Annotated in this window: 7 protein-coding genes; 1 reads left to right on the top strand and 6 read right to left on the bottom strand. The window is 70.3% G+C overall.

Features of this window, described 5'->3' with window-relative positions:
- The 6 genes from ACWGJ2_RS28315 to ACWGJ2_RS28340 form a co-directional block, all read right to left on the bottom strand.
- Positions 1-14,345, bottom strand: a 14,345-nt coding sequence (locus ACWGJ2_RS28315; protein WP_453349097.1) for an amino acid adenylation domain-containing protein, incomplete at its 3' end; no start/stop codon positions are given.
- A gap of 474 nt (positions 14,346-14,819) precedes the next feature.
- Positions 14,820-15,299, bottom strand: coding sequence for a hypothetical protein (locus tag ACWGJ2_RS28320; RefSeq protein WP_453349098.1), 480 nt, complete (start codon positions 15,297-15,299; stop codon positions 14,820-14,822).
- A 161-nt stretch (positions 15,300-15,460) separates the two neighbouring features.
- Complete coding sequence (locus ACWGJ2_RS28325; RefSeq protein WP_453349099.1) at positions 15,461-16,654, bottom strand: ABC transporter permease; 1,194 nt, start codon at positions 16,652-16,654, stop codon at positions 15,461-15,463.
- Positions 16,651-17,391 (bottom strand): ABC transporter ATP-binding protein, encoded by a 741-nt coding sequence (locus ACWGJ2_RS28330; protein WP_453349100.1) that lies wholly within the window; start codon positions 17,389-17,391, stop codon positions 16,651-16,653. Before ACWGJ2_RS28330 ends, ACWGJ2_RS28325 begins: the two co-directional genes overlap by 4 nt.
- Complete coding sequence (locus ACWGJ2_RS28335; protein WP_453349101.1) at positions 17,388-18,572, bottom strand: efflux RND transporter periplasmic adaptor subunit; 1,185 nt, start codon at positions 18,570-18,572, stop codon at positions 17,388-17,390. The genes ACWGJ2_RS28330 and ACWGJ2_RS28335 overlap by 4 nt, the downstream gene beginning before the upstream one ends.
- 330 nt (positions 18,573-18,902) lie before the next feature.
- Positions 18,903-25,634, bottom strand: coding sequence for an amino acid adenylation domain-containing protein (locus ACWGJ2_RS28340; protein WP_453349102.1), 6,732 nt, complete (start codon positions 25,632-25,634; stop codon positions 18,903-18,905).
- Between the two features lie 216 nt (positions 25,635-25,850).
- Here ACWGJ2_RS28340 and ACWGJ2_RS28345 point away from each other — a divergent pair, with 216 nt between their 5' ends.
- Positions 25,851-26,009, top strand: a complete 159-nt coding sequence (locus tag ACWGJ2_RS28345; RefSeq protein ID WP_453349103.1) for a hypothetical protein — start codon at positions 25,851-25,853, stop codon at positions 26,007-26,009.
- Positions 26,010-26,016: the final 7 nt, after the last annotated feature.

Below are 26,016 nucleotides of genomic sequence, written 5' to 3' on the forward strand. Positions count from 1 at the left end.
CCCGCCTTCCACACCCCCACAACCCCCACCACCATCTCCGGGCCACGAGGCAGGGCCAACCCCACCACCGACTCCCCACCCACACCCCGACCACGAAGCCAATTCGCCAACCGATTCGCCGCCACATCCAACTCGCCGTACGACAGCCCCACACCCTCAAACACCACCGCCACCGCACCCGGAGACTCCGCCACCCGCTCCGCAAACAACTCCAGCACAGACACATCCACCACATCGGCAGCCGTGTCATTCCACTCCGACAACAGCCGATCCCGCTCGCGAGGCTCAAGAATGTTCAACACGCCAAGTCGAGTCTCGGGAGCTCCGTTCAACGTGTCGGCCAGCGCCTCCAGCACGCTTCCTATCGCCGTGCGCAGCAGATGGCACACAGCGGCCACATCAATCGGCTGGACGGCCTCCACACTGATGCTGAGCTCGCTCGGCCCAACGTCGTTGAGCGCCACGGTGAGCGGATAGTTGGTCCGCTCCCGTCGGGAAATATGCTGGATTCCCTCAAGCTGCCGTTGTCCGGCCGCGTCTTCCTGCTGAACGGTATGACGGTAATTGAACAGCGAAGTGAAGAGCGGAGCATTCCCCGCGACTCCGCTGGTCCGCTGGGCGACGGCCAGCGGAGCGTGCTCGTGCTCCAACAGGGCGGCCAGTTGGTCCCGCATCATCTCGACCGCGGCTCGTACTCCGACCTCTCCGGTCCGCAGGCGTACCGGCAGCGTGTTGATGAACGGGCCGAGCACTCGGTCGGCGCCCGCGCCTGCGTTCATCCGGCCGAAGAGCACGGTGCCGAACACCACGTCGTCCCGGCCCGACAAGGTGGCCACAACCCGCGCCCACGCCACATGCAGCACGGTGGCCACGCTGACGCCCAGCTCACGCGCCACCTGACGCAGGGCCGCGACCATCTGGCCAGGCAGAGGCAGCAGCTCTGCGCGGAGGTCAGCGTCCCCCCGTACATCCAGCACTCCGTAGGGGGCGGTGGGTTCGGTGATGTCGCCGAGCAGCTCGGCGAAGAACCGCTCGTGCTCGGCCCTCGGGACGGCCCGTGTCTGCGCCACGAAGTTCCGGAACGGCAACGCCGGCGCCAGGTCCGCGGCCCTCCCGGCCAGCACGGTTCGCAGCTCGCCCAAGAGCACGTCCATGCCGAGGTGGTCCTGGACCATGTGGTGCATGCGGACGACGGCCAGCCAGCGGCCCCCCACCACCTCTGCCACGTGCACGTCCACCAGCGGCGCACGCCCCAGGTCCATTACCGAACCAGCTCGGGCCATCAAGTCCGCCCCCGTGGCGGCCGGTTCCGTACCCTCGACCTCCAGCGTGTGCTCGACGACGGGGAGCTCTATCTCCCGCCACACCACCTGCACAGGCTCCCGCAAGCCCTCCCAGACGACGCCGGTGCGGTAGATGTCGTGCCGATCCACCACCCGCTGCAAGGCTCGCGCAAACTCATCCAGCCGGGACCGCGAGTCGAACTCCATCACCCGCACGGTGAGGTAGACATCTTCTCCTTCACCCGCCATGAGGTGGTGGAAGAACATGCCCTCCTGTAACGGCGCCAGCGGGTAGATGTCGGCGACGTTCGCCGCCCCGCCCTCGACCGACGCGACGACCCGATCGACCTCCACCTGGTCCAGCTCCACCAGCGGCAGCATGTCCGGCGTGATCCGCTCCGCTCCGTAGGGGATCAGGTTCTCCGGCACCTCGACAGCACCGACACCTGCCGCCCCTGCCAGGCCCGCGGGCGTCGGCGCCTCGAACAACGCCCGGACCCCGACCTCCACACCCAGCACCGCGCGGATCCGCGATATCAGCCGGACAGCGAGGAGGGAGTGTCCGCCGAGCTGGAAGAAGTTGTCATCGACCCCAACCGACTCCACGCCCAGCACGTCGGCGAAGACAGCGCACAGGATCTCCTCCTGCACGGTCGCCGGTGCGCGTCCAGATCCGGTGGTGTACTCGGGGGCGGGCAGAGCACGGCGGTCCAGCTTCCCGTTGGCCGTCAGCGGCAACTCCGGCAGCGTGACGAACGCGGCCGGGACCATGTACTCCGGCAGCCGCGAGGCCACCACCTCCCGCAGCCCTTCCGGCTCCCGGCCGTTCGGCACTACGTAGGCCACCAACTGCTGATCACCAGGGCTGTCCTCACGGGCGATCACCGCAGCCTGCGTGACGCTCGGGTGGGTCAGCAGGGCGGCCTCGATCTCGCCCGGCTCGATACGGAACCCGCGGATCTTCACCTGCTCATCCGCACGACCGACAAAGAGCAGCTGACCGTCCGGGGTCCATTTCGCCAGGTCACCGGTGCGGTACATCCGCTCACCCGACCCCGAGCCGAACGGGGAAGCCACGAACCGCTCACCCGTCAACGACGGACGACCCACATAGCCACGCGCCAGGCCCGCACCGGCAACGTAGAGCTCACCGGCCACCCCGACGGGCATCGGCTGAAGGGTGTCGTCGAGCACGAACAGGCGGGTGTTGGCAATCGGGCCGCCGAACGGCACCGTGCCCGGACGGCTCCCGTCGACCGTGCCGATCGCCGAGATGACCGTCGCCTCGGTCGGACCGTAGGCATGCACCAGGTCCCGCCCCGGCGACCAGGTGCGCGCCACGCTCTCGCTGACCGCCTCCGACCCCACCACCATCGGACCCACCTGCGCGAGATCCTGCGGATCCAGCACCTCCAGCAACGACGGCACCACACTCGCCGCCCCCACACCCTCCAGCTCCGCAAGTCGCTGCGGTTCCCGACGCTGCTCCTCGCTGGCGATCCACAACGTCGCACCCGACGACAACGCCACACACACATCCAGCACAGAGGCGTCGAAACTGAAGGAAGCAAACTGCAACAGCCCCACACCCGGCCCCGCGCCCATCACCGGAACAAACACCGACACCAAATTCGCCACCGAAGCGTGCGAGATACCCACGCCCTTCGGCCGCCCCGTCGAACCCGACGTGAAGATCACATACGCCAGCGAAGCCGGGTTCACAGCCACCTGCGGTGCCGTCTCCGGTGAATCGGCAGAGCTGGCCAGCTCCTCCACACCAACGACCATCCCGACCCCGGCGTCGGCGAGCATGAACGCCACCCGCTCGGGCGGCAGCGCCGCGTCGACCGGCACATACGCCGCCCCGGCCTTCCACACCCCCACAACCCCCACCACCATCTCCGGACCACGAGGCAGGGCCAACCCCACCACCGACTCCCCACCCACACCCCGGCCACGAAGCCAATTCGCCAACCGATTCGCCGCCACATCCAACTCGCCGTACGACAGCCCCACACCCTCAAACACCACCGCAGCCGAATCGGGAGCCTCGGCCACCCACCGCTCAAACAACTCCGGCACCGTCACGGAATCCACCGGCACAGCCGTGTCATTCCAGCCCGACACCAACTGGGCACGCTCGTTGGCATCGAGCACGTCCGTCTGACGAAGCCGCAGCTCAGGAGTTGCGGTCACCGACTCCAGCACGCGGTCAAGCCACACCGTCAGCCGCTCGGCCGTCTCCGCCTCGAACACATCCGCCGACGCCACCAGCGCACCCCGCAACCCCGCCGGACGCCCCTCCTCGTCAACCACCTCCGACAGCAACACCTCAAGGTCGAACTTCGACACGGCTGTCGACCTGTCCAGCCGCACACCCTCAGCATCCGCGTCGACCAGCTCCAACGCGGCACGCTCGACGTTCTGTACCGTCAGCGTCACCTGGAACAGTGGATGCCGCGCCAACGACCGCTCCGGCGCCAGCTCCTCCACCAGCCGCTCGAACGGCACATCCTGATGCGCCAACGCACCCAGACTCGCCTCCCGCACCCGTGCCAGCACCTGCCGGAACTCCGGATCACCCGACAGATCCGTACGGATCACCAACGTGTTCACGAAGAACCCGACCAGATCGTCCAGTGCCTCATCGGTACGACCCGCGATCGGCGACCCGATCGGGATGTCGGTACCGGCCCCGAGTCGCGACAGCGTCACCGCCAGCGCGGCCTGCGCCACCATGAACACCGTCACGCCCTCGGCACGGGCCAGGTCCACCATCCGCTGGTGCACCTCGGCAGATATCCGCACCGGCACCCGATGACCAACGTGGCTGGCCACCGCAGGGCGGGGCCGGTCCACCGGCAACACCAACTCCTCCGGGGCACCGGCCAGCGCCTGCCGCCAGTACTCCACCTGCTGCGACAGCAGACTGTTCGGGTCGGATTCCTCGCCCAGCAGCTCCCGCTGCCACACCGCGTAATCCGCGTACTGCACCGGCAACGGCTCCCACGCCGGAGCCTCACCCCGCAGCCGCGCCTCGTAAGCGAAGGAGACATCCCGAGCAAGCGGACCCCGCGACCAACCGTCGGAAGCAATGTGGTGCACGACTACGACCAGCACCTGATCATCCGACCCCGCCTGGAACAACCACGCCTTGATAGGCAGCTCCACCGACAAGTCGAAGGCATACCGCGACGCCTCCGCTACGGCGTCCGCGACACCCTCGGGCTCCACCTGCGACACTTCCAGGTCCCATGCCAGCTCGTCCGCAGAGAGGATGTGCTGGTAGGGCTCGCCGTCGACCGCCGGGAACATCGTCCGCAGCGACTCATGTCGCCCGATCACATCCCGCAGCGCCGCACCCAACGCGTCGACGTCCACGCCACTCATCCGAATCGGGCTCGGAATGTTGTAGGTGGGGCTGGGGCCCTCCAACTGCGCCAGGAACCACAGCCGCCGCTGCGCGAACGACAACGGCACCCGCTCCGGACGCACCGCGGCCCGCAACGGCGGACGAACCGAGCCCGCACCCTCGTCCGTGAGACGTGTCGCCAGTCCAGCAACGGTCGGGGCCTCGAACAAGGCCCGGACTTCGACCTCCACCCCCAACACGGCGCGGATCCGCGATATCAGCCGGACGGCGAGGAGGGAGTGGCCGCCGAGCTGGAAGAAGTTGTCATCGACCCCGACCACGGCCACACCGAGCACGTCGGCGAAGGCCGCGCACAGGATCTCCTCCTGCACGGTCGCCGGTGCGCGTCCAGATCCGGTGGCGTACTCCGGGGCGGGCAGAGCACGGCGGTCCAGCTTCCCGTTGGCCGTCAGCGGCAACTCCGGCAGCATGACGAACGCGGCGGGCACCATGTACTCCGGCAGCCGCGAGGCCACCACCTCCCGCAGTCCCTCCGGCTCCCGACCGTCGGGAACCACATAGGCCACCAACTGCTGATCACCGGAGCTGTCCTCGCGGGCGATCACCGCAGCCTGCGTCACATGCGGGTGGGCCAGCAGAGCGGCCTCGATCTCGCCCGGCTCGATCCGGAACCCGCGGATCTTCACCTGCTCATCCACGCGCCCGACAAAGAGCAGCTGGCCGTCTTCAGTCCATTTCGCCAGGTCACCGGTGCGGTACATCCGCTCACCCGACCCCGAGCCGAACGGGGAAGCCACGAACCGCTCACCCGTCAACCCCGCACGACCCACATAGCCGCGCGCCAAACCGGCACCGGCCACATACAGCTCACCGGCCACGCCCACCGGCACCGGCTGAAGGGCGTCATCCAGCACGAACATGCGGGTGTTGGCGATCGGGCGACCGAAGGGCACCGCACCCGGACGACTGGCATCGACCGTCTCGGCAGCCACCATCACCGTCGCCTCAGTCGGACCATACGTGTTCACCAGCCGACGCCCACCCGACCAACGCCGCGCCACACTCTCGCTGACCGCCTCCGACCCCACCAACAACGGACCCACCTGCGCCAGATCCTGCGGATCCAGCACCTCCAGCAACGACGGCACCACACTCGCCGCACCCACACCCACCAACTCCGCAAGCCGCCCCGGCTCCCGACGCTGCCCCTCACTCGCAATCCACAACGCCGCACCCGACGACAACGCCACACACACATCCAGCACCGACGCATCGAAACTGAACGAGGCGAACTGCAACACCCCCACACCCGGCCCCGCACCCATCACCGGAACAAACACCGACACCAAATTCGCCACCGAACCATGCGAGACCCCCACACCCTTCGGCCGCCCCGTCGAACCCGACGTGAAGAGCACATACGCCAGCGAAGCCGGATCCAGCACCACCTGCGGTGCCGTCTCCGATGAATCGGCAGAGCTGGCCAGCTCCTCCACACCAACAACCATCCCCACCCCGGCGTCAGCGAGCATGAACGCCACCCGCTCGGGCGGCAGCCCAGCATCCACCGGCACATACGCCGCCCCCGCCTTCCACACCCCCACAACCCCCACCACCATCTCCGGGCCACGAGGCAGGGCCAACCCCACCACCGACTCCCCACCCACACCCCGACCACGCAGCCAATTCGCCAACCGATTCGCCGCCACATCCAACTCGCCGTACGACAGCCCCACACCCTCAAACACCACCGCAGCCGAATCGGGAGCCTCCACCACCCGCTCCGCAAACAACTCCAGCACAGACACATCCACCACATCGGCAGCCGTGTCATTCCACTGCCGCACCACCACATCGCGCTCATCGGCATCCAGCACCTGCACCGCACGCACGGAGATGCTTGGCTCAGCGACCGACGCGCCCAGGACCCGTGCGAACCAGTCCGCGATCCTGTTCACAGTTCGTGGCTCGAACAGGTCCACGGCGCCGGTCACGGAGCCTTCCAGTCCCGCAGGGCGGCCCTGGTCGTCGGTCATCTCGTGCAACGACACTTCCAGGTCGAACCGTGCGGAGCTGCCTGACCCGTCAAGTGCCTCGGTTTCGACGTCGGGCAGTTCAAGTACGGCACGGTCCAGGTTGCGCAGCGTCAGCATGACTTGGAACAGCGGGTGCCGTACCAACGACCGCTCCGGCGCCAGCCCCTCCACCAACCGCTCGAAGGGCACATCCTGATGCGCCAACGCCCCCAGACTCGCCTCCCGCACCCGACCCAACACCTGCCGGAACTCCGGATCCCCCGACAGATCCGTACGGATCACCAGCGTGTTCACGAAGAACCCGACCAGATCGTCCAGCGCATCATCCGTACGTCCCGCCACCGCCGAGCCGACGGGGATATCCGTCCCCGCGCCCAGCCGCGACAGCGTCACCGCCAGCGCGGCCTGCGCCACCATGAACACCGTCACGCCCTCGGCACGGGCCAGCTCCACCATCCGCTCGTGCACCTCGACCGGTATCCGCACCGGCACCCGATGACCAACGTGGCTGGCCACCGCCGGACGCGGCCGGTCACTGGGCAGCGATAACTCCTCCGGGGCACCGGCCAACGCCCGCCGCCAGAACTCCACCTGCTGCGACAGCAGACTCTCCGGATCCGACTCCTCCCCCAGCAACTCCCGCTGCCACACCACGTAATCCGCGTACTGCACCGGCAACGGCTCCCACACCGGAGCCTCACCCCGCAGCCGCGCCGCGTAAGCGGTGGACAGGTCGCGGCCCAGCGGCCGATGGGACCAGCCGTCAGTGGCGATGTGGTGGACCACCAGCGCCAGCACCTGCTCGTCCGTGCCCGCCCGGAACAACCACGCCCGGATCGGCGGCTCCGCCGACAGGTCGAACGCGTAGTTCGCGGCCTGCGCTGCGGCACCCGCCAGCGCGTCGGGCTCCACCTCGGTCACCGTGACGTGCCAGTCCAGCTCGTCCGGGTCGAGGATCTGCTGGTAGGGCTCGCCGTCCGTGGCGTGGTAGATGCTGCGCAATGGTGCGTGTCGGGCGATGACGTCCCGCAGCGCCGCGTCCAACGCGGCGATGTCGAGTGCGCCGGTCAGCCGCACCGCGAGGGGGAGGTTGTAGGTCGGGCTCGGTCCCGCCAACTGGTCCAGGAACCAGATGCGTTGCTGCGCGAACGACAGCGGCACCCGCTCCGGATGGGGCCCCGCGCGCAGCGGGAGGCGGGCCCGGTCGTGTCTGCGGCCGGTGGCCAGGAGGGCCGCGAGACCGGCCGGCGTGGGGGTCTCGAAGAGCGTCCTGATCTTGACTTCCGCGCCCAGCCTGCTGCGGATTCGGGACAGCAGCCGGATCGCCAGCAGGGAGTGGCCGCCGAGCTCGAAGAAGCTGTCGTCCACTCCGGGCGTGTCCAGGCCCAGAACCTCGGCGAAGATCCCGCAGAGCGCGGCCTCCGTCTCGTTCGCCGGTGCCCGGCCGGTATCGGCGCCCGGGAACTCGTCGGGGAGCGGAAGGGCCTTGCGGTCGAGTTTGCCGTTGGCGGTCAGCGGCAGCTCCGGCAGCGTGACGAACGCTGCCGGGACCATGTATTCGGGCAACCGCCGGGCCACGAACTCCCGTAGGTCCCCGGCGCCGGGCCCGTCCCCGGTGAGCACGACGTACGCGATCAGCCGGTCGCCACCGGTTCCGTCTTGGCGGGCCATCACCGCGGTGCGGGAGACGGCGGAGTGCTCCAGCAGGACGGATTCGACCTCACCTGGTTCGACGCGGTAGCCGCGGATCTTCACCTGCTCATCCGCACGCCCGACGAACACCAACTGCCCGTCCGACGTCCACTTCGCCAGGTCCCCGGTCCGGTACATCCGCTCACCGGAGCCCGGACCGAAGGGGCACGCCACGAACCGCTCACCCGTCAACCCCGGACGGCCCACATAGCCGCGCGCCAGCCCGGCACCGGCGACGTACAGCTCGCCGACGACACCCATCGGAACGGGACCGAGCGCATCGTCCAGGACGTACAACCGGGTGTTCGCGAGGGGCCGGCCGATCGGGATCACACCCCCGGCCACGGTCGCGGGGGAAAGCTCGGCGGTGGCGACGCCGATCGTGGTCTCCGTCGGGCCGTAGTGGTTGAACACCTGACGGTGTGCGGCGGCCCCGACCACGTCGCGTGTCCAGGCCGCTGGTGCGGCCTCCCCGCCGAGCACCAGGGAGCGGGCGGGCAGCACGGCCTCCACTCCGGCGTCCGCGGACAGCGCGGCCAGGTGTGACGGCACTGCCTTGACGAAGTCGATCCTCTGGTCCCGCAGATAGTCGGTCACGGCTGCCGGATCGGTCACCGCCTCGGAGTCGAGAACGTGCAACTGACCGCCGGTCGCCAGGCTGACGAACAGCACCGTGTTGCCCAGGTCGGTCACCTGCGGTTGCAGCAGTGCGTAACGCGAGCCCGCATCCGCCCATCCGAGTCGGTCGGCCACCGAGGCCACGTAGTTGGCAACCGCTCCATGGGTGACCAGGACGCCCTTCGGCGAGCCCGTCGATCCGGACGTGTACATCACGTACGCCAGCGCTGCGGGGTCCACCGTGGCCGCCGTGGCCGCCGTGGCCGCCGTGACCGGCGTGGCTGGTTCGGTGAGTTCTGGTCCGGCGGAAGCCGCCGAGCGCATCGCCTCGTCGATCCACACCACCGGTACATCTACCGGTACATCTACCGGCACGTCTACCGGCCGGTCCACGTCCGAGAGAGCCGTGTCCGGGGGAGCCGCGTCGCAGTGGGTCAGGAGCACTGTCGCTCCGCTGTCCGCCAGCATGAACGCGATGCGCTCGGACGGCAGGTTCCCGTCGATGGGCAGGTAGGCCGCGCCGGTCTGCCACACGCCCAGGATCGCCGTGATCATCTCGATGCCGTGGGGCAGGCAGAGCCCCACCACCGACTCGGCGCCCACGCCCTCACCGCGCAGGTGTCGGGCCAGCCGGCCGGCCGACGCGTCGAGCTCCCGATACGTCACCTCGACGCCGTCGGCCACCAGGGCTGTCGCGTCCGGGGTCGCGGCGACCTGGTTCTGGAACAGGCCGGGGAGCGCCGAGCGCGCGTGGGGCACGACGGTGTCGTTCCACTCGATGAGCACCTGGTCCCGCTCGTGGGTGTCGAGCAGGTCCACCTCGTGCAGCCGCAGGCCCGCGTCCGCGGTCACGCCATCCAGCACCCGGACATACCAGGCGGCGATCTTGGACGCGGTGGATTCGTCGAACAGGTCCGCTGACAGGGTCAGCAGGGCGTGCAGGCCAGCCGGGCGGTCCTGGTCGTCGAACGTCTCGCTGACCGTCAGGTGCAGGTCGTAACGGGCGGGCTGGGCGGCTGCGACCACGATCTCGGACGTGCCCACCGCGACGTCGGCGCCGGTCAGGTCCAGCTCGGCGGGGTCGGTGTTCAGCATGGTGAGCATGGTCTGGAACAGCGGATACCGGCTGAGCGACCTCGTCACCGCCAGCTCCTCGACCAGCCTCTCGAACGGCACGTCCTGGCGCTCCAGCGCCCCCAGGCTCACCTCCCGCACCCGCTCCAGCACCTGCCGGAACTCGGGATTCCCCGTCAGGTCCGTCCGGAGCACCAGCGTGTTGACGAAGAAGCCGACCAGGTCGTCCAACGCCTCGTCGGCGCGCCCGCTGACCGGCGCGCCGATTGGGATGTCGGTGCCGGCGCCGAGCCTGGACAGCAGGACAGCCAGCGATGCCTGGAGGGCCATGAAGGGGGTGACGCTCTCCGTCCTGGCCAGCTCCATGAGCCGCTGGTGCACTTCCGCGGACACCTCGAACGCCACCCGATGCCCGCGGTGGCCCGCCACCGCGGGGCGCGGACGGTCGGTCGGCAGCGTCAGTTCCTCCGGCGCACCGGCCAGCATCTGACGCCAGTACCCCACCTGCCGCGACAGCAGACTGTCCGCGTCCGACTCCTCGCCCAGCAGTTCCCGCTGCCACAGCGCGTAGTCCGCGTACTGCACCGGCAGCGGCTCCCACGCCGGGGTCTCACCGCGCACCCGCGCCGCATAGGCCGTCGACAGGTCGCGTGCCAGCGGTCTCATCGACCAGCCGTCCGAGGCGATGTGGTGCATGACCAGTACCAGCACGTACTCGTCGGCAGACGTCTGGAGCAGTTCCGCTCGGATGGGCAGTTCCTCGGCCAGGTCGAATGTGTGCTCGCGCGCCTGCGACACGGCCTCGGCCACGTCGGCGGTGCCGACCTGCCGTACCTCCAGGTCCCACTCGACCTCGTGCACGGCCAGGATCCGCTGGCGCGGTTCGCCGTCGACGGACCGGTAGAGGGTGCGCAGGGGCTCGTGGCGTTCGATCACGTCGCGCAGCGCTCTCGCCAGCGCCGGGGCGTCCAACTGGCCGGTGACGCGGATCGCCGCCGGGTTGTTGTAGGTCGGGCTCGGTCCCTGGAGTTGGTCGATGAACCACAGTCGGCGTTGCGCGAACGACAGCGGCAGCAGCTCCGGCCGGTCTCCGGCCATCGGGGCAGCGCGGACGGAGTCCGACCCCGCCCGCGCGAGCAATGCGGCCAGGCCTGCCACCGTCGGCCTCTCGAATACGGTCCGCAGCGGCAGCTCAGCGCCCAGAGCGACGCGGATGCGTGAGACCAGCCGGGTGGCGAGCAGCGAATGTCCGCCCAGTGTGAAGAAGTTGTCGTCCGGCCCGACAGATTCCAGATCCAGCACGCTGGCGAACGCCCCGCACAGGAGCTCCTCCTGCACGGTCGCCGGACCGCGTCCCGTCCCGCTCGCGTACTCCGGGGCCGGCAGCGCCCGGCGGTCCAGCTTGCCGTTGGCGGTCAGCGGCAGCTCCGGCAGCACTACCACTGCCGCAGGCACCATGTACGCCGGCAGCCGCTCGCCGACGAAGTCGCGTACGGCGGCGGGCAGCCCGGCAGCCGCGACCGTAGCCGTGGTCGTGGCCGTAGCCGTGGTGTCGTCGCCGGCAGCCGCGACCACGTAGGCCACCAGCCGCTTGTCCCCCGGGATGCCCTCCCGGACCACCACCGCGACCTGCTCGACATCGGGATGCCGACGCACCACTGTCTCGATCTCACCGAGCTCCACCCGGAACCCGCGGATCTTGACCTGATCGTCCGCCCGGCCCGCGAACACCAACTGCCCGTCCGCCGTCCACTTCACCAGGTCCCCGGTCCGGTACATCCGCTCTCCGCCGGACCGGAACGGGCACGCGACGAACCTCTCGCTCGTCAGCCCTGTCCTCCCGACGTATCCCCGTGCGATGCCGGCGCCCGCCACGTACAGCTCACCGGTCACGCCGGGCGGCACCGGGTCGAGACGGTCGTCCAGGACGTACAGACGGGTGTTGGCGATCGGGCCGCCGAACGGCACCGCACCCGAACGGCTCCCGTCGACCGTGCCGATCGCCGAGATGACCGTCGCCTCGGTCGGACCGTAGGCATGCACCAGGTCCCGCCCCTGCGACCACGTGCGCGCCACACTCTCGCTGACCGCCTCCGAACCCACCACCATCGGACCCACCTGCGCCAGATCCTGCGGATCCAGCACCTCCAACAACGACGGCACCACACTCGCCGCCCCCACACCCTCCAGCTCCGCAAGCCGCCGCGGCTCCTCACGCTGCCCCTCACTGGCGACCCACAACGTGGCACCCGAGGACAGCGCCACACACACATCCAGCACAGAGGCGTCGAAGCTGAAGGAGGCGAACTGCAACACCCCCACACCCGGCCCCGCACCCATCACCGGAGCGAACACCGACACCAAATTCGCCACCGAAGCGTGCGAGACCCCGACACCCTTCGGCCGCCCCGTCGAACCCGACGTATAGATCACATACGCCAGCGAAGCCGGGTCCACAGCCACCTGCGGCGCCACCTCAGCACCGCCGTCCCACGCGTCGGAGTCGTCCAGCCACACCACCGGCGCGCGGCTCGCATCGGCCAGGTTCCCGAACTCGTCCCGGTCCGCCAGCACCAGGCGCACGCCGCCGTCGGCGAGCATGAACTCCGCGCGGTCGAACGGCAGTTGCCCGTCGACCGGCAGATAGGCGGCTCCCGCCTTCCACACACCCAGGATCGCCGCGATCATCTTCACGCCGCGCGGGAGACACAGTCCGACGACGGACTCCGGCCCCACCCCGGCACTCCGCAGGCAGTGGGCCAGTCGATTGGCCCTGGCGTTCAGCTCCGCGTACGAGACCTCCATGCCCTCGCACACGACCGCGACCGCGTCCGGGGCCCGGAGCGCGTGGGCGGCGAACATCTCCAGCACGGGTGCCGGCCGGTCGGCGACCGCCGTGTCGTTCCAGTCGGTGAGTATCCGGTCCCGCTCCTGCGGATCGAGCACGTCCACCGCGTGCAGGCGTATGTCCGGATCCGCGGTCACCGCCTCCAGCACCCGCACGAGCCGCTCGGCGATCGCCGCCACGGTCGGCATCTCGAAGAGGTCAGCGGCGCCGGTGACGAGCCCGCTGAGACCCGCCGGGCGGCCCTGGTCGTCGAAGTGCTCGGACAGGTTCAGATCGATGTCGAACTTCGCCACGGGCAGGTTCGGCGCGATCGGCCGGGCGGTGATGCCTGGCAGCTCCAGGGACGCCTGTGCCGTGTTCTGGAGGGTGAGCATGACCTGGAAGAGCGGGTGCCGGGCCAGCGACCGCTCCGGTGCCAGCTCCTCCACCAGCCGCTCGAACGGCACATCCTGGTGCGCGTACGCCCCCAGGCTCGCCCGGCGGACCCGGGCGAGCGCCTGGCGGAACTCCGGATCGTCCGACAGGTCGGTGCGGATGACCAGGGTGTTGACGAAGAACCCGATCAGGTCGTCCAGCGCCTCGTCGGTGCGCCCCGCGACCGGTGACCCGATCGGGATGTCCGTGCCGGCCCCGAGCCGCGACAGCAGCACCGCCAACGCGGTCTGAAGGACCATGAACACCGTCGCGCCTTCGGCCCTGGCCACCTCTGCCAGCCGCTCGTGCACCGAGGCCGGCACCGTCAGCGGCACCCGGTGTCCGCGGTCGCCCGCCATGGCGGGCCGCGGGCGGTCCGCAGGCAGCGCCAGTTCCTCCGGCGCCCCGGCCAGCGCCCGCCGCCAGTAGTCCAACTGGACCGAGATCCGGCTGTCCGGGTCGGACTCCTCCCCCAGCAGGTCCTGCTGCCAGAGGGTGTAGTCCGCGTACTGCACGGGCAGCGGCTCCCACACCGGGGCCTCACCGCGCACCCGCGCCGCATAGGCCGTCGACAGGTCACGTGCCAGCGGACGGTGGGACGAGGCGTCGGTGGCGATGTGATGCACGACCAGGACCAGCACATGCTCGTCCGGCGCGGCCGTGAGCAGCGACGCGCGGATGGGCACGTCCGAGGACAGCTCGAAGGTGGCGCGGGCCACCTCCAGCCTGGCCGCGTCCACGTCCTCTTGCGCGACGTGTCGGACCGCCAGCCCCCAGTCGAGCTCCCCCGGATCAAGGATTCGCTGGTAAGGCTCGCCGTCCACGTCGGGGAATACTGTGCGCAAGGATTCGTGGCGTATTAGCAAATCCCGTAAGGCGGCGTCAAGCGCCGTCACGTTCACGGCTCCCCGCAACGCCAAAGCCATGACATTGCTGTAGGAGAGGCTCGAATTATCCAACCTTGACAGGAACCACAGCCGACGCTGCGCGAACGACAACGGGATCATCAATGCATCTCCTCAGCGCATCGGATGCCACACCGTAATTCCGCCCACCGCCGATACACCACCCAAGTCGGCCGGCAGGATCATTCCAGTCCATCCGCGGACGGCTTGGCAAGGTTCCTTAATTCGCTGCGATCCCTTGTTCAACCGATGCGCTCGCGCAGTTGAACGCCACGGCGAGCCGTGCGGTGTGCGCGCCGGGCGGTGGCGCCCTTGGCGGAGTCGGCCGAGCCCTTGCGCAAACGGGTGGCCACGGTGTTCGGTGCCCCGAGGAGAGTGGGGGCGACTTGCTTGATCTTGGAGTCGACGTCCAGGTGGACGATCTGGTCGTCGCCGGGCAGCAGGTCGCGGTGCGCTGCCAGGTTGAAGGCGCGCGGGAAGGTTCCCGGCCATAGGGAATCCGAAATTCTCGCGGGTCAGCCGTTCCCGCGTCGTTCCCGCGCCGCCCCCGGCTCCAAGGTCACGATCTATGGAGCGCTACCCGCGCTTGCCTCCAAATTTCTTGTTGCACACTGAGAATGCCTCGACGAGCTTCTCCTGGGAGATATCGGAATCCTCCCCGATGCCGATTTCCACCGTTCCCGGCTCAGGATCCTTGGCGTCGATCCCCTCTTTGCGCAAGCACTCGGCCTTCTTCAGCGCGCGGTCCTGGTCGGCTTTCGAGACGTCCTCGGGGGCGTCCTGGGCGGGCGCGTACTTCGCGCAGGCCATCCGCGCGGCCTCCTGCTCGGCGGAGGATTCCCCGGGTTGCTGGACATCCATCTCGCCCTCCTTCACCTCGCCGGGGGCAGGCATGTCCATGCCGTGTTCCTCCATGCACTTCTGGTACCTCTGCTGCTGCGGGCCCTCATCCGACAGCGACTTCCCGCTGCCGGAGGACGAGTCCTCGCCGCAAGCGGTCAGCCCGAACGTGGCGACAGCCGCGAGGGTCACCGCGGCAAGAATCTGTGTCTTCATGCCCACAAGCGTTGCCGCCGACAGGTTTCCCCACGGTGACCGTCTCCAGCGGGAGCGAGAACGGGAACGCGAGCGGGAGCACGGCGGCGGACATGAAGGCGGGGTGCCTCCGCGACGGTGAAAGCGGAGGCACCCCTGTGACCGGCTCGGGGGATGACCGGTCAGTTCGTGGCGAGGGCTTCGGTGGGCGTGAGATTGGCCGCGCGGCGGGCCGGATAGACGCCGGCCAGCGCGCCGATGAGGACGGCGGCCAGCGCACCGCCGACGATGGCATCGGCAGGCAGGACGGTGGGCCAGCCCCGGTAGACGGCGTATCCGACACAGGTGCCGAGCCCGATGAGCACTCCGGCGGCCCCGCCCAGTGCTGACAGGGTCACCGATTCGGTGAGGAACTGGAGTCTGATCTGCCCACGGGTGGCGCCCAGCGAGCGGCGCAACCCGATCTCCTGCCGTCGCTCCAGCACCGAGATGACCATGATGTTCGCGATGCCGACGCCGCCTGCCAGCAGGGCGATGGCGCCGAGCCCGAAGAACAGCGCGTTGAAGGTGCGTTCCGCGGCGGCCTGGGCCGTGAGCGCGTCCGACGGACGGCTGACCGCCACCTCCTCCGGATGCTCGGGATTCACGGTGTACCCCAGCACGCTGCGCACCTTGTCCACCGTCGCGTCCGTGGACTTCTCGTAGAGGGTGGTGATGTTCCCGTCGAACCCCAGCTTTTCCGCGTACGACCAGCCGATGAGGGCGGCGCGGTCGACCTCGGGCGCGAGGTCGACCTCGTCGAGGATCCCCACGACCATGAACCACCGTCCGTCGATGTAGACGTGGGCGCCGGCGCGGTCGATGCCGAGCCGCCCGGCGGCGTCGGTTCCCAGCACGACCACCGGGTATTTGCTGGTGGCGGCGTTGAGGAAGGTGCCGGAGCGCATCTTGCCACCGAGGGTCTTGAGCAGGTCGGTCCGGCTGGCCTGCACCGCGATGCCGTTGGTGGTATCGGCGTCGATCTTGTCGGTGCGGCGGGCGGTCGCGTCCTCGACCTTTCCGACCGCGGACACGCTGGTCACCCCGGGGACACGGGCGACCATGTCTTCCGCGCTCTTGGGCAGTTCCGAGTCCTTGCCCGTCAGCGTCGTGCCCGGCTCGACGGTCAGCAGGTTGGTGCCCAGCTTCTCGATGTCGGCGATCAGCCCGGCCCGGCTGGAGGTGCTGATGCCCACCAGGCCGATCATGGCGGCGACACCGATGGCGATGCCGAGCGCGGAGAGCACGGCGCGCAGCGGCCGGCCGCGCAGTCCGTCGACGCCGACGACGGCCAGGTCACGGGTGCGCAGCCGGGCTGCGTTGGGCAGGGCCTTCATGCCGGCATCCCCGAATCGGCGTAGATCCGCCCGTCGCGGATCTCCAAACGCCGCGGCAGCGCGGCCGCGACCTCCATGTCATGGGTGATCACCACGACGGCGGTGCCGTCGCGGTTCAGTTCCGCGAGCAGTTCCAGCACACCCTCACCTGACTTCGTGTCGAGGTTGCCTGTCGGCTCGTCCGCGAGCACGAGCGGCGGATTGCCGACGACCGCCCGGGCAATCGCGGCGCGCTGCTTCTCGCCACCCGACATCTGGTTCGGGCGGTGATTCAGCCGGTGGCCGAGCCCGACCCGCTCCAGTGCGGCCTTCGCCAGCCTGCGTCGCTCCCGGGGCGGGATGCCGTGGTAGAGCAGCCCGGTCGCCACGTTGTCCACGGCGGAGAGGTGCGAGGTGAGGAAGAACTGCTGGAAGACGAAGCCGATCCAGTGGGCGCGGACCGCGGCGAGCCGCCGGTCGGGAACATTGGCGACGTCGTGTCCCTGGATGAGGACCCGGCCGCTGCTCGGCTTGTCCAGGGTCCCCATCAGGTTCAGCAGCGTCGACTTTCCGGATCCGGACGGCCCCAGGATCGCCATCAGCTCACCTTCATGGACAGCGAGCGAGACGCGGCGCAGTGCCCACACGCCACCGGGGTACTCCTTGGTGCAGTTGTCCACCTCGATGACCGCGGCCGGCCGGTCGGCGGTCGGTTCCGTGGGTGTCAGCCCTTCCGCGGTGCTGATGCTCTGGCTCATGAGCGGGGCACCTGCACCTTCATGCCCGCCGAGAGGTCGCCCTTCACCTCGACCATGTCGGCTTCGAAAAGGCCGAGCTTGACCGGCACGGTCCGCGCCTTCCCTGCCGCGTTCACGACCTTCACCTGGTAGGTGCCGTTCGCCGATGCCAGCAGCGCGTTCACGGGCACCGCCAACACATCCTTGTGCTCGGCGCTGGTGAAGCCGACGGTCACGGGGGAACCGTCCAGCTTCTCCGCGCCGCTGTTCTTCTCCAGCACGACGTAGACGGGGATGGTGGCGTTCTCGGTGCCTTGCCCGGTCTGGGATTTGGAGTTGGTCTTCCCGGCGGCCGCCACCTTGCCGATCGAGGAGATCCGGCCGGTGGTGCTCTTGTCGCCCGGCAGCTTCACCGTCACCTTCGCGCCCACCTTCGCCATCTCCAGGTCGGTCACCGGCAGATCCACGGTGATCCGCTGCCGTGTGCTGCCGCCGGTCAGTACCGGTCCCTTGGCCGGTGCGCCGAGCTGAGCCTCGACCTCGCTCACCCGCAACTTCCCCGCGCGCATCACCACGTCGCCCGGCGCGACCACGCCGGACTCCTTCACGCCCAGGTCCTCCTGCCATTCCTTCACGGCATCCGCGGTCGCCGAGGTGAACTCCTCGTCCACGCTCAGGTAGTCGCCATAGCCGAGTGCGAGCAGGTTGCGTTCCAGCTCCAGCACGTCGCGCCCGTCGGACATCCCCGTCTTCAGATCCCGCCAGAACGGCGTCGAGCCGTAGAACAGCGGTACCGAGTGGCCGTCCATGGCGTAGACCCGGTCGCCCCGCTCGATGACGTCGCCGACGCGCGGGAGCCATGTGAGCCGACCGGCCCCCTCGGCGAGCACCGCGCTGCCGCTCGTATAGCCCAGCGTGCCGTCCACCTCGGTGGTGTCGATCAGGTCGGTGCGGACCACCCCCGCGGTCGGCAGCTTCGCGGCCGACCGTGCCGGCTTGCTGTCCTCGTCCTGCGCCAGGTACACAGCGCCGGACCCGCCGATCACCAGCACGACGGCCCCGCCGAGCATCACCCAGACTCCGCGCCTGCGCCGACGCGGCGGCGACGACGCCTCGTACCGGTCCTCGGCGGAGTCGATTTCCGGCTCCGTCCAGCGTTCCTGCTCGGGCACGCTCTCCCGGGTGGCCTCAGATTCCAACATGGCTCAGCCTCCGCGTGGTCCGCTCGGCCCCGCCGCGGATCGGACCGAGGCAGCGGACCACTGCCGTCGTAGCGGTGAAAGGTGACTTCGTCTGCATGACCATCAGGGTGCTGTGCGGCAGGTTTCCCGGCGGTTAGCTCATCCCCCGCTGCGATCCTTACGGCAGGACGACGCGGAAACCGTCGCCGTGCCCTGCCGTTCAACCGCGGCGAGGCCGGGGTTGAACGGCCTCCGGCACTCCAGGACGCCCGTCCGGACGGGCGGACGGGCGGACGGGCGGACGGACGGGCGGACGGGCGGACGGGCAAGCGGACGAACGGACAGACGGCGTTATCGCGCCCGCATCGGCCGCAGCCGCGGCCTGGTCCGCTTCTCGTCGTCGGCCCGGGCCGCCAGCCAGGTGGCGAGAGCGGCCGGGGTGGGCTTGTCGAACAGCTCGTGGATCGGAAGTTCCTCGCCCAGCACCACCCGCACCCGGCTGACCAGCTTCGTCGCCAGCAGCGAGTGCCCGCCGAGGACGAAGAAGTCGTCCCGCACACCGACCGCGGGCAGGCCGAGGATCTCCGCGAACGCCTCGCACAGCGCCGCCTCCCGCTCGTTGGCCGGCTGCGGTCCCGCCCCCGCGGCCGCCGCCCGGTCCGGCTCCGGCAGCGCGCCGCGATCGAGCTTCCCGTTGCCGGTCAACGGCAGCCCGGCGAGCGGTACCACCACGTCGGGCACCATGTGCCGCGGCAGGTTCTCCTGGGCGAACCGCCGCACCGCCTCGGTCAGCGCACCCGCGCCGTCGGCGCTCTGGTCCGCCGGTACGACGTACGCGGTCAGGCGCTTGTCACCCGGCGTGTCCTCCCGGGCGATCACCGCGGCCTGCGTCACGGCCGGGTGTCTCGCGAGCACCGACCGGACCTCGCCGGGTTCCACCCGAAACCCGCGGATCTTGACCTGCTCGTCCGTCCGCCCCAGGTACTCCAGGAATCCGCCGTCGGACCAGCGGGCGCGGTCCCCCGTCCGGTACATCCGCGTCCCGTCCCCGAACGGGCTGGCCACGAAGCGCTCCGCGGTCTGACCGGGGTGGCCCACGTAGCCGCGCGCCACCTGCGCCCCGGCCACGTACAGCTCCCCCGCCACCCCGGCGAGCACCGGCCGCAGCGCGTCGTCGAGCACATGCACCGTCGTGTTGGCCACCGGTGTCCCGATGGGGACCGTGCCGGCGGTCACGGGTGCGCGGTCGAGCCGTGCGGTCACGGCCCCGATCGTGGTCTCCGTGGGGCCGTAGTGGTTGAACACCGGCAGGTCCCCGGCCGCCTTGAGCAGTTGCTCGGCCCAGTCGGTGGGAGCCGCCTCCCCGCCCAGCACCAGCGCGCTCCGCGGCAGCAGCCAGCTCAGGTCGCCGGTGGCGCCGAGCGCGGCCAGGTGTGAGGGCACCACCTTCACGAAGTCGATCCCGTGCCGGGCCAGATACCCGGCGACGGCGACCGGGTCCGTCACCGCGCCGGCGTCCAGTACGTGCAGCTCACCGCCCGTGGTCAGGCTGGCGAACAGCACCGTGTTGCCCAGATCCGTCACGGCCGGCTGAAGCAGTGCGTACCGCCCGCCGGCGGCTCCGAAGCCCACCCGCCGCGGCACATGGATCACATAGTTGGCCAGGTTCCCGTGGGTGACGGCGACGCCCTTCGGCCGCCCGGTGGACCCGGAGGTGTAGATCACGTACGCCAGATGGCCGGACTGCGCGCCGGTGTCGAAGGGCGTCGCAGGCTGCGCCGCCAGTGCGGACACCACTGCCGGATCGTCCAGGCAGAGGGTGCGGACCCTTCCTGTCACCGGCATGTCGTCCAGCACCTCGGCGGTGCCGACCAGCACCGAGGCCCGGCTGTCGTCGAGCATGTAGGCGGTTCTGGCCGCGGGCTGGGCCGGGTCCAGCGGCAGGTAGGCGGCCCCGGCCTGCCACACGGCGAGGATCGCGGTCACCATCTCGATGCCGCGTGGCAGGCAGAGGGCCACCACCGACTCGGTTCCGACGCCGGTGTCGCGCAGCAGACGGGCCAGCCGGACGGACCGCTCCTGGAGCTCCCGGTAACCGACCTCGACGCCTGAGCAGACCAGGGCGATGTCCTCCGGGGTACGCGCCACCTGCGCGGCGAACAGCCCCGGCACCGTACGGGCCTGCGACGTCCGGTCCAGCACCGGCGCCGCGGTCCTGTTCAACTCGTCGAGGAGTTGCCCGCGTTCGGCCGGGCCGAGGACGTCCACCGCGACGAACGGGGTGCCCGGAGCGTCGGCCAGGGCGGTGGCCAGGTTGTCCAGGCAGATGTGCAGCAGTGCGCATATCCGGGTGGCGTCGGCAGGCGCCAGCGCGTCGACGGTGACGTCGAACGCGGACTCGGTGTCGCGGACGATCAGCGTTATCGGGTAGTTGGTGCGTTCCTTGGCGGAGCGCAGTCTGACCCCTTCGAGGCCGATGTCGGACTCGTCGGCCGACGGGTCGCGCCGGTAGTTGACGAGGGAGGTGAACAGCGGTCTGCCGGGTGGCACGGCGCTCGCCTTCTGGGCGAGTGCCAGCGGCGCCTGCTCATGCTCCAGCAGTTCGGCCATCTGCCGCCGCAGTCCGGCCAGCGCGTCGGCCGCACCACGCCCGTCGACACCCACCCGCAGGGGCAGGGTGTTGAGGAACAGGCCGGGCACCCGGTCGGCACCGGCCCCCGCGTTCATCCGGCCGGCCAGCACCGTGCCGAACACGACGTCGTCGCTCCCCGACAGTGCCGCGAGCACGCGGGCCCAGGCCAGGTGGAAGACCGTCGCAGGGCTCACAGCGGACGCCGACGCCACGTCGCGTATCCGTGCGCCGAGCCCGTCTTCGACCCGTCCGCCCGCGCGTACCACCGCGGCGCCGTCGCCGTGCACGTCCAGCAGTCCGAAGGGAGCGGTCGTCTCCGTGACGTCACCGAGCAGACGGGCGAAGTAGCGCGCGTGTTCCGCCGCGGGCGTGCCCAGTCGCGCCTGGGCCACGAAGTTCCGGTACGGCAGCGGCGGCGGCAGCCGGTCGCCACGCGCCGCCAGGAACTCGCGGATCTCCTGGATGAGAACCCGCAGCGTCGTGAGGTCCTGCACCATGTGATGGACGCGCAGTACGGCCAGCCAGCACCCGTCGCTCGGCTCGGTGAGGACGTGTGCCCTGAGCAGCGGGGCCCGGTCCAGCTCCATCCACGTTCCGGCCGCGGCCAGCAACTGCTCCACCGGGTCCTGGCCCGGGTCTCTCTCGACCCTCTCGACCGGAAGTGCGACCCGGCGCGAGACCACCTGCACCGGCTCGCGCAGACCCTCCGAGACGAACGCGGTGCGGTAGATGTCGTGCCGGTTCATCACTTGCCGCAGCGCGTCGAAGAACCCGTCACGTCGCTCCCGTGAGTCGAACTCCAGCACCGCTGACCGCAGGTAGACGTCGGGGTCGCCCTCGGCTCGCGCCAGATGGTGGAAGAGGATGCCCTCCTGCAACGGGGCCAGGGGGTACACGTCCGCGACGTTGGCCGCTCCGCCGTCGACATGGTCCAGGACACGCGCGAGCTCAGCCTCGGACAGCTCGATGAGCGGCAGCATGCCGGGAGTGATCTCGGTGGCCCCCTCGGGTATCCGGTTCTCCGGCACCGCCACCTGCTCCGGGCCCGAGACCGCGGCCAGCCTCGCCGGGGTCGGAGTGAGGAACAGTGCGCGTACCGAGACGGAGACGCCGCGCGTCCGCAGGTCCTCCACCAGGGCCACGGCCACGAGCGAGTTGCCGCCGAGGGCGAAGAAGTCCTCGTCCGGGCCGACCACGTCCCAGCCGAGCGCGCGGGCGAACGCCTCGCAGAGGAACTCCTCTTCCGCGCCGGCCGGTGCGCGGCCCGCGCCCGGCACGCGGCCCGGCGACGGCAGCGCCTTGCGGTCCAGCTTCCCGTTCCCGGTCAGCGGCAGTTCGCCGAGCACGACGACGGCGGCGGGGACCATGTGGTCGGGCAGCCGGTCCCTCAGATGTTCCCGTACCCGGTCCGGGAGCCCGTCCGCGAGCCCGTCCGCGGCCGTCGGGTCGTCGGGAACGACGTACGCGACCAGCTCCACCGCCCCTGGCACGCCCTGCCCGCCACCGGACGGGTGCTGCCCGCCACCGGGCGGGTGCTGCCCGCCACCGGACGGGTGCTGCCCGCCACCGGGCGGGTGCTGCCGGGCGACGACGGCGGCCCGGGCCACCTCGGGGTGGGCGGCGAGGGCGCTCTCGACCTCCCCGGGCTCGACCCGGAAGCCCCGGATCTTGACCTGGTCGTCCGCGCGGCCCGCGAACACCAGCCGCCCGTCGCGGCCCCAGCGGGCCCGGTCTCCCGTCCGGTACATCCGCGTCCCGCGCTCGAACGGGCAGGCCACGAACCGCTCGCCGGTGAGCCCGGGCCGGTTCACATAGCCCCGTGCCAGTGCGTCGCCCGCCGCGTACAGCTCTCCGGTCACTCCCACCGGTGCCGGGCGCAGCGAAGCGTCGAGGACGTAGACCCGTACGCCGTCTATGGGCGCGCCGATCGGGACGTCGCCGTCCGCGACGTCGTCTGGGGCCAGCCGGGTGGTGGTGACCCCGATGGTGGTCTCGGTGGGGCCGTAGTGGTTGTAGACCCCCCGTCCCTGCTCCCCCGCCGCTTGCAGCAGGGCACGGGCCCAGTCCGGCGGCGCGGCCTCGCCGCCGAGCACCAGCGAGCGGGCCGGCAGCACGCTCGCGGGGCCCGCGGGTGCCGAGAGCGCCGCCAGATGGGACGGAACGGCCTTGAGGTGATCGATCCGGTGGTCGGCGAGGTAGCCGCAAACCGCGGCCGGGTCGAGCACGGTGTCGGGGTCGAGGACGTGGAGTTCCCCGCCGGTGGCCAGCGAGCAGAAGACCATCGTGTATCCCAGGTCGGTCACCTGCGGCTGGAGCACCGCGTACCGGGCGCCCTCGCCGCCGAGGCCGAGCCGCTCCCGCGCCGATGCCACGTAGTTCGCCAGGGAGCGGTGCGTCACGGCGACGCCCTTGGGCGTACCGGTCGAGCCCGAGGTGTAGATGACGTACGCCAGCCCGTCCGGTTCCGGCGCGGATGCGGATGCGGATGCGAGAGCGGGTGCGGGTGCGGGTGTGGGCGCGGGTGTGGGCGCGGATGCGGGCGCGCCGGGGGTGGCCAGGTCGTCCACCGAGACGGTGCGTACGCGTCCGGCCGGGAGGTCCTCCAGCAGTGCGCCGGTGGCCACGAGCAGGGCGGCCCGGGCGTCGGCGAGCTGGAACGCGGTCCGCTCCACCGGCTGCCGGGGATCGATGGGCAGGTAGGCGGCGCCTGCCCGCCAGACGCCCAGGATCGCCGCGATCATCTCCGGGCCCGGCGGCAGGCACAGCCCGATCACCGACTCAGGGCACGCGCCCGACGCGGCCAGGTGCCGCGCGAGCCGTTCGGCACGGGCGTCCAGCTCCGCGTACGCCATCGTGCCGTCGGCCGAGACGACCGCGGTGCCGTGCGGTGTACGCGCCGCCTGCGCGTCGATCATCCGCGGTACGGTCACCCGCGGCAGGTCGGCCGCGGTGTCGTTCCAGCCGCGCACGACCTGGAACCACTCGTGCTCGTCGAGGATCTCCGCGTCGCCGACCGGGGTCTGCGGCGGCGCCGTCACCATCCAGTCCAGGATCCGGCGGAAGCGGCGCAGCAGGTCACCGGCGGCGGCCGGTCCGTTCCGGCCGCGGTCCGCGTCCACGTCGATCTGGACCGGCGACCGGTCCGACGACCGCTCCGACGACCAGCCCGGCGACCGGTCCAAGCGGTCGTAGACCGCCAGCCGACGGTCCATGGTCGGCCCCTGGCTGAGGTTCCTGACGGTCACTTCCGCGTCGCCGAACCGCATGGGGTAGGCGAAGCTCATGACGTCGACGATCAGCCCGCACAGGGAGGCCCCGTCGCCGAGTTGCAGGTCCCGGATCATGTCCGCGTAGCGGTACCGGTGGTGGCGCAGTCCTCGGCCGATCGCCCGCCCGGTGCGGCGGACGATCTCCGCGACGGGCGTCCCGGGCGTGACGTCCAGCCGCACCGGCATGACGTTCGCGGTCATGCCCGGGGCCTGCCCCTCGCGCCGCCCGACGCGGCCGGGCACGGACACCCCGAGAACGATGTCCCGTGCCCCGGTGGTCCGATGCTCGTGTACGGCCGCTGCCGCGATGACCAGGACGGCGAGGCTCGTCTTCAACCGGCGGGCGGCGTCCCTGAGTTCGGCGCCGCGCTCCGGGCCGAGTTCGGCGCTGGCGCGCGAGGGCGTTCCCTGTCCCCCCTGGCCTTCCCGTCCGGCCGGTGCGGACGGTGCGGCCGGTCCGGCCCGGTCCGGCAGACCGTCCAGGACGGCGAGCCAGAATGCCCGGTCCGAGCCGAGGTCCGGAGACATCCGGTACTCACGGTCCGCCTCCACCAACGCCGAGAACGGCTCGAACGCGTCGCCCCCGCCGGGATCCGCACCCGCCGACAGCGCGGAGTACGTGGCCGCCACGCGGGTGGCGATCAGCGCGCCGCTGTGCGCGTCCATGATCAGGTGGTGGGCGCGGTGGTACCAGAGCAGGTGGCCCTCTCCCAGGGAGAGCACGGCGCAGGTGAACAGGGGGCGCCGGCCCGTCAGGTCGACCGGCCGGCGCAGCTCAGCGCGCATCCATCGTTCCGCTGTGGCCCGAGGGTCGGCCTCGGCACTGACGTCGATGACGCGCACGGGAACCTCGGCGGTGACGTCGACGTAATGCCGCGGCTGCCCGTCCACCACGCGGAAACGGAGACGGTACGCGTCGACATCGGAGAGCACCTGCCGCAGGGCCCGCACGAACACGTCCAGATCCACGCCCCCGCGGATCTCAAGGCATTCGGCAATGTTGTACGGAACATTGTCCGGCGCAATCTGCTGGGCATACCAGATACCGAGCTGAGCCGATGTCAGCTCTCCCAGCACGACGTTCTCATAAGGGTCTCCGTCGGAACCGACCAGCGAAATGGACACAGTCCGTTCCCCTTCGGAGAGTGAATGAGCCTCGGTCACAGCGGTGTTCAGGTTCATTTCAGTGCGCACATCCTCACCAGTCGCCGAACGGACGTCAATTGACGGTCCGGCGCGTGCGGGTGCGGGTGCGGACCCGGCTGTTCAACTGCGGCATTTCAGCGGTTGAACGCCGCCGCGCGATATTCCCGGGTTTGCGGCGCACAGGTACTGTCGACGATCGTCGATCGTCTGCCTCGATGAGAATTTCCTGCCCCGATGAGAATGGATTCGGTGATGGTCGGAACCGCCGGCGGGACCGAGGAATCGGTACGGTCGGGCCGTCCTCCACTACTGGCGGAGATCGCCGGTCTGACCGATCCGGACAGCCACAACCTGAACCTGCGCGGGCCGTCGCACCTCCTGGTCGACTTCGACGGCGTCCGCACCGGTTGAGGAACCC

It is taken from the genome of Streptomyces sp. NPDC054796 (assembly GCF_053611545.1).

Coding starts and splice junctions, on each gene's coding strand:
- ACWGJ2_RS28335 (WP_453349101.1), bottom strand. CDS start 18,572: ATGTTGGAATCTGAGGCCACCCGGGAGAGCGTGCCCGAGCAGGAACGC.
- ACWGJ2_RS28325 (WP_453349099.1), bottom strand. CDS start 16,654: ATGAAGGCCCTGCCCAACGCAGCCCGGCTGCGCACCCGTGACCTGGCC.
- ACWGJ2_RS28340 (WP_453349102.1), bottom strand. CDS start 25,634: ATGAACCTGAACACCGCTGTGACCGAGGCTCATTCACTCTCCGAAGGG.
- ACWGJ2_RS28345 (WP_453349103.1), top strand. CDS start 25,851: ATGGTCGGAACCGCCGGCGGGACCGAGGAATCGGTACGGTCGGGCCGT.
- ACWGJ2_RS28320 (WP_453349098.1), bottom strand. CDS start 15,299: ATGAAGACACAGATTCTTGCCGCGGTGACCCTCGCGGCTGTCGCCACG.
- ACWGJ2_RS28330 (WP_453349100.1), bottom strand. CDS start 17,391: ATGAGCCAGAGCATCAGCACCGCGGAAGGGCTGACACCCACGGAACCG.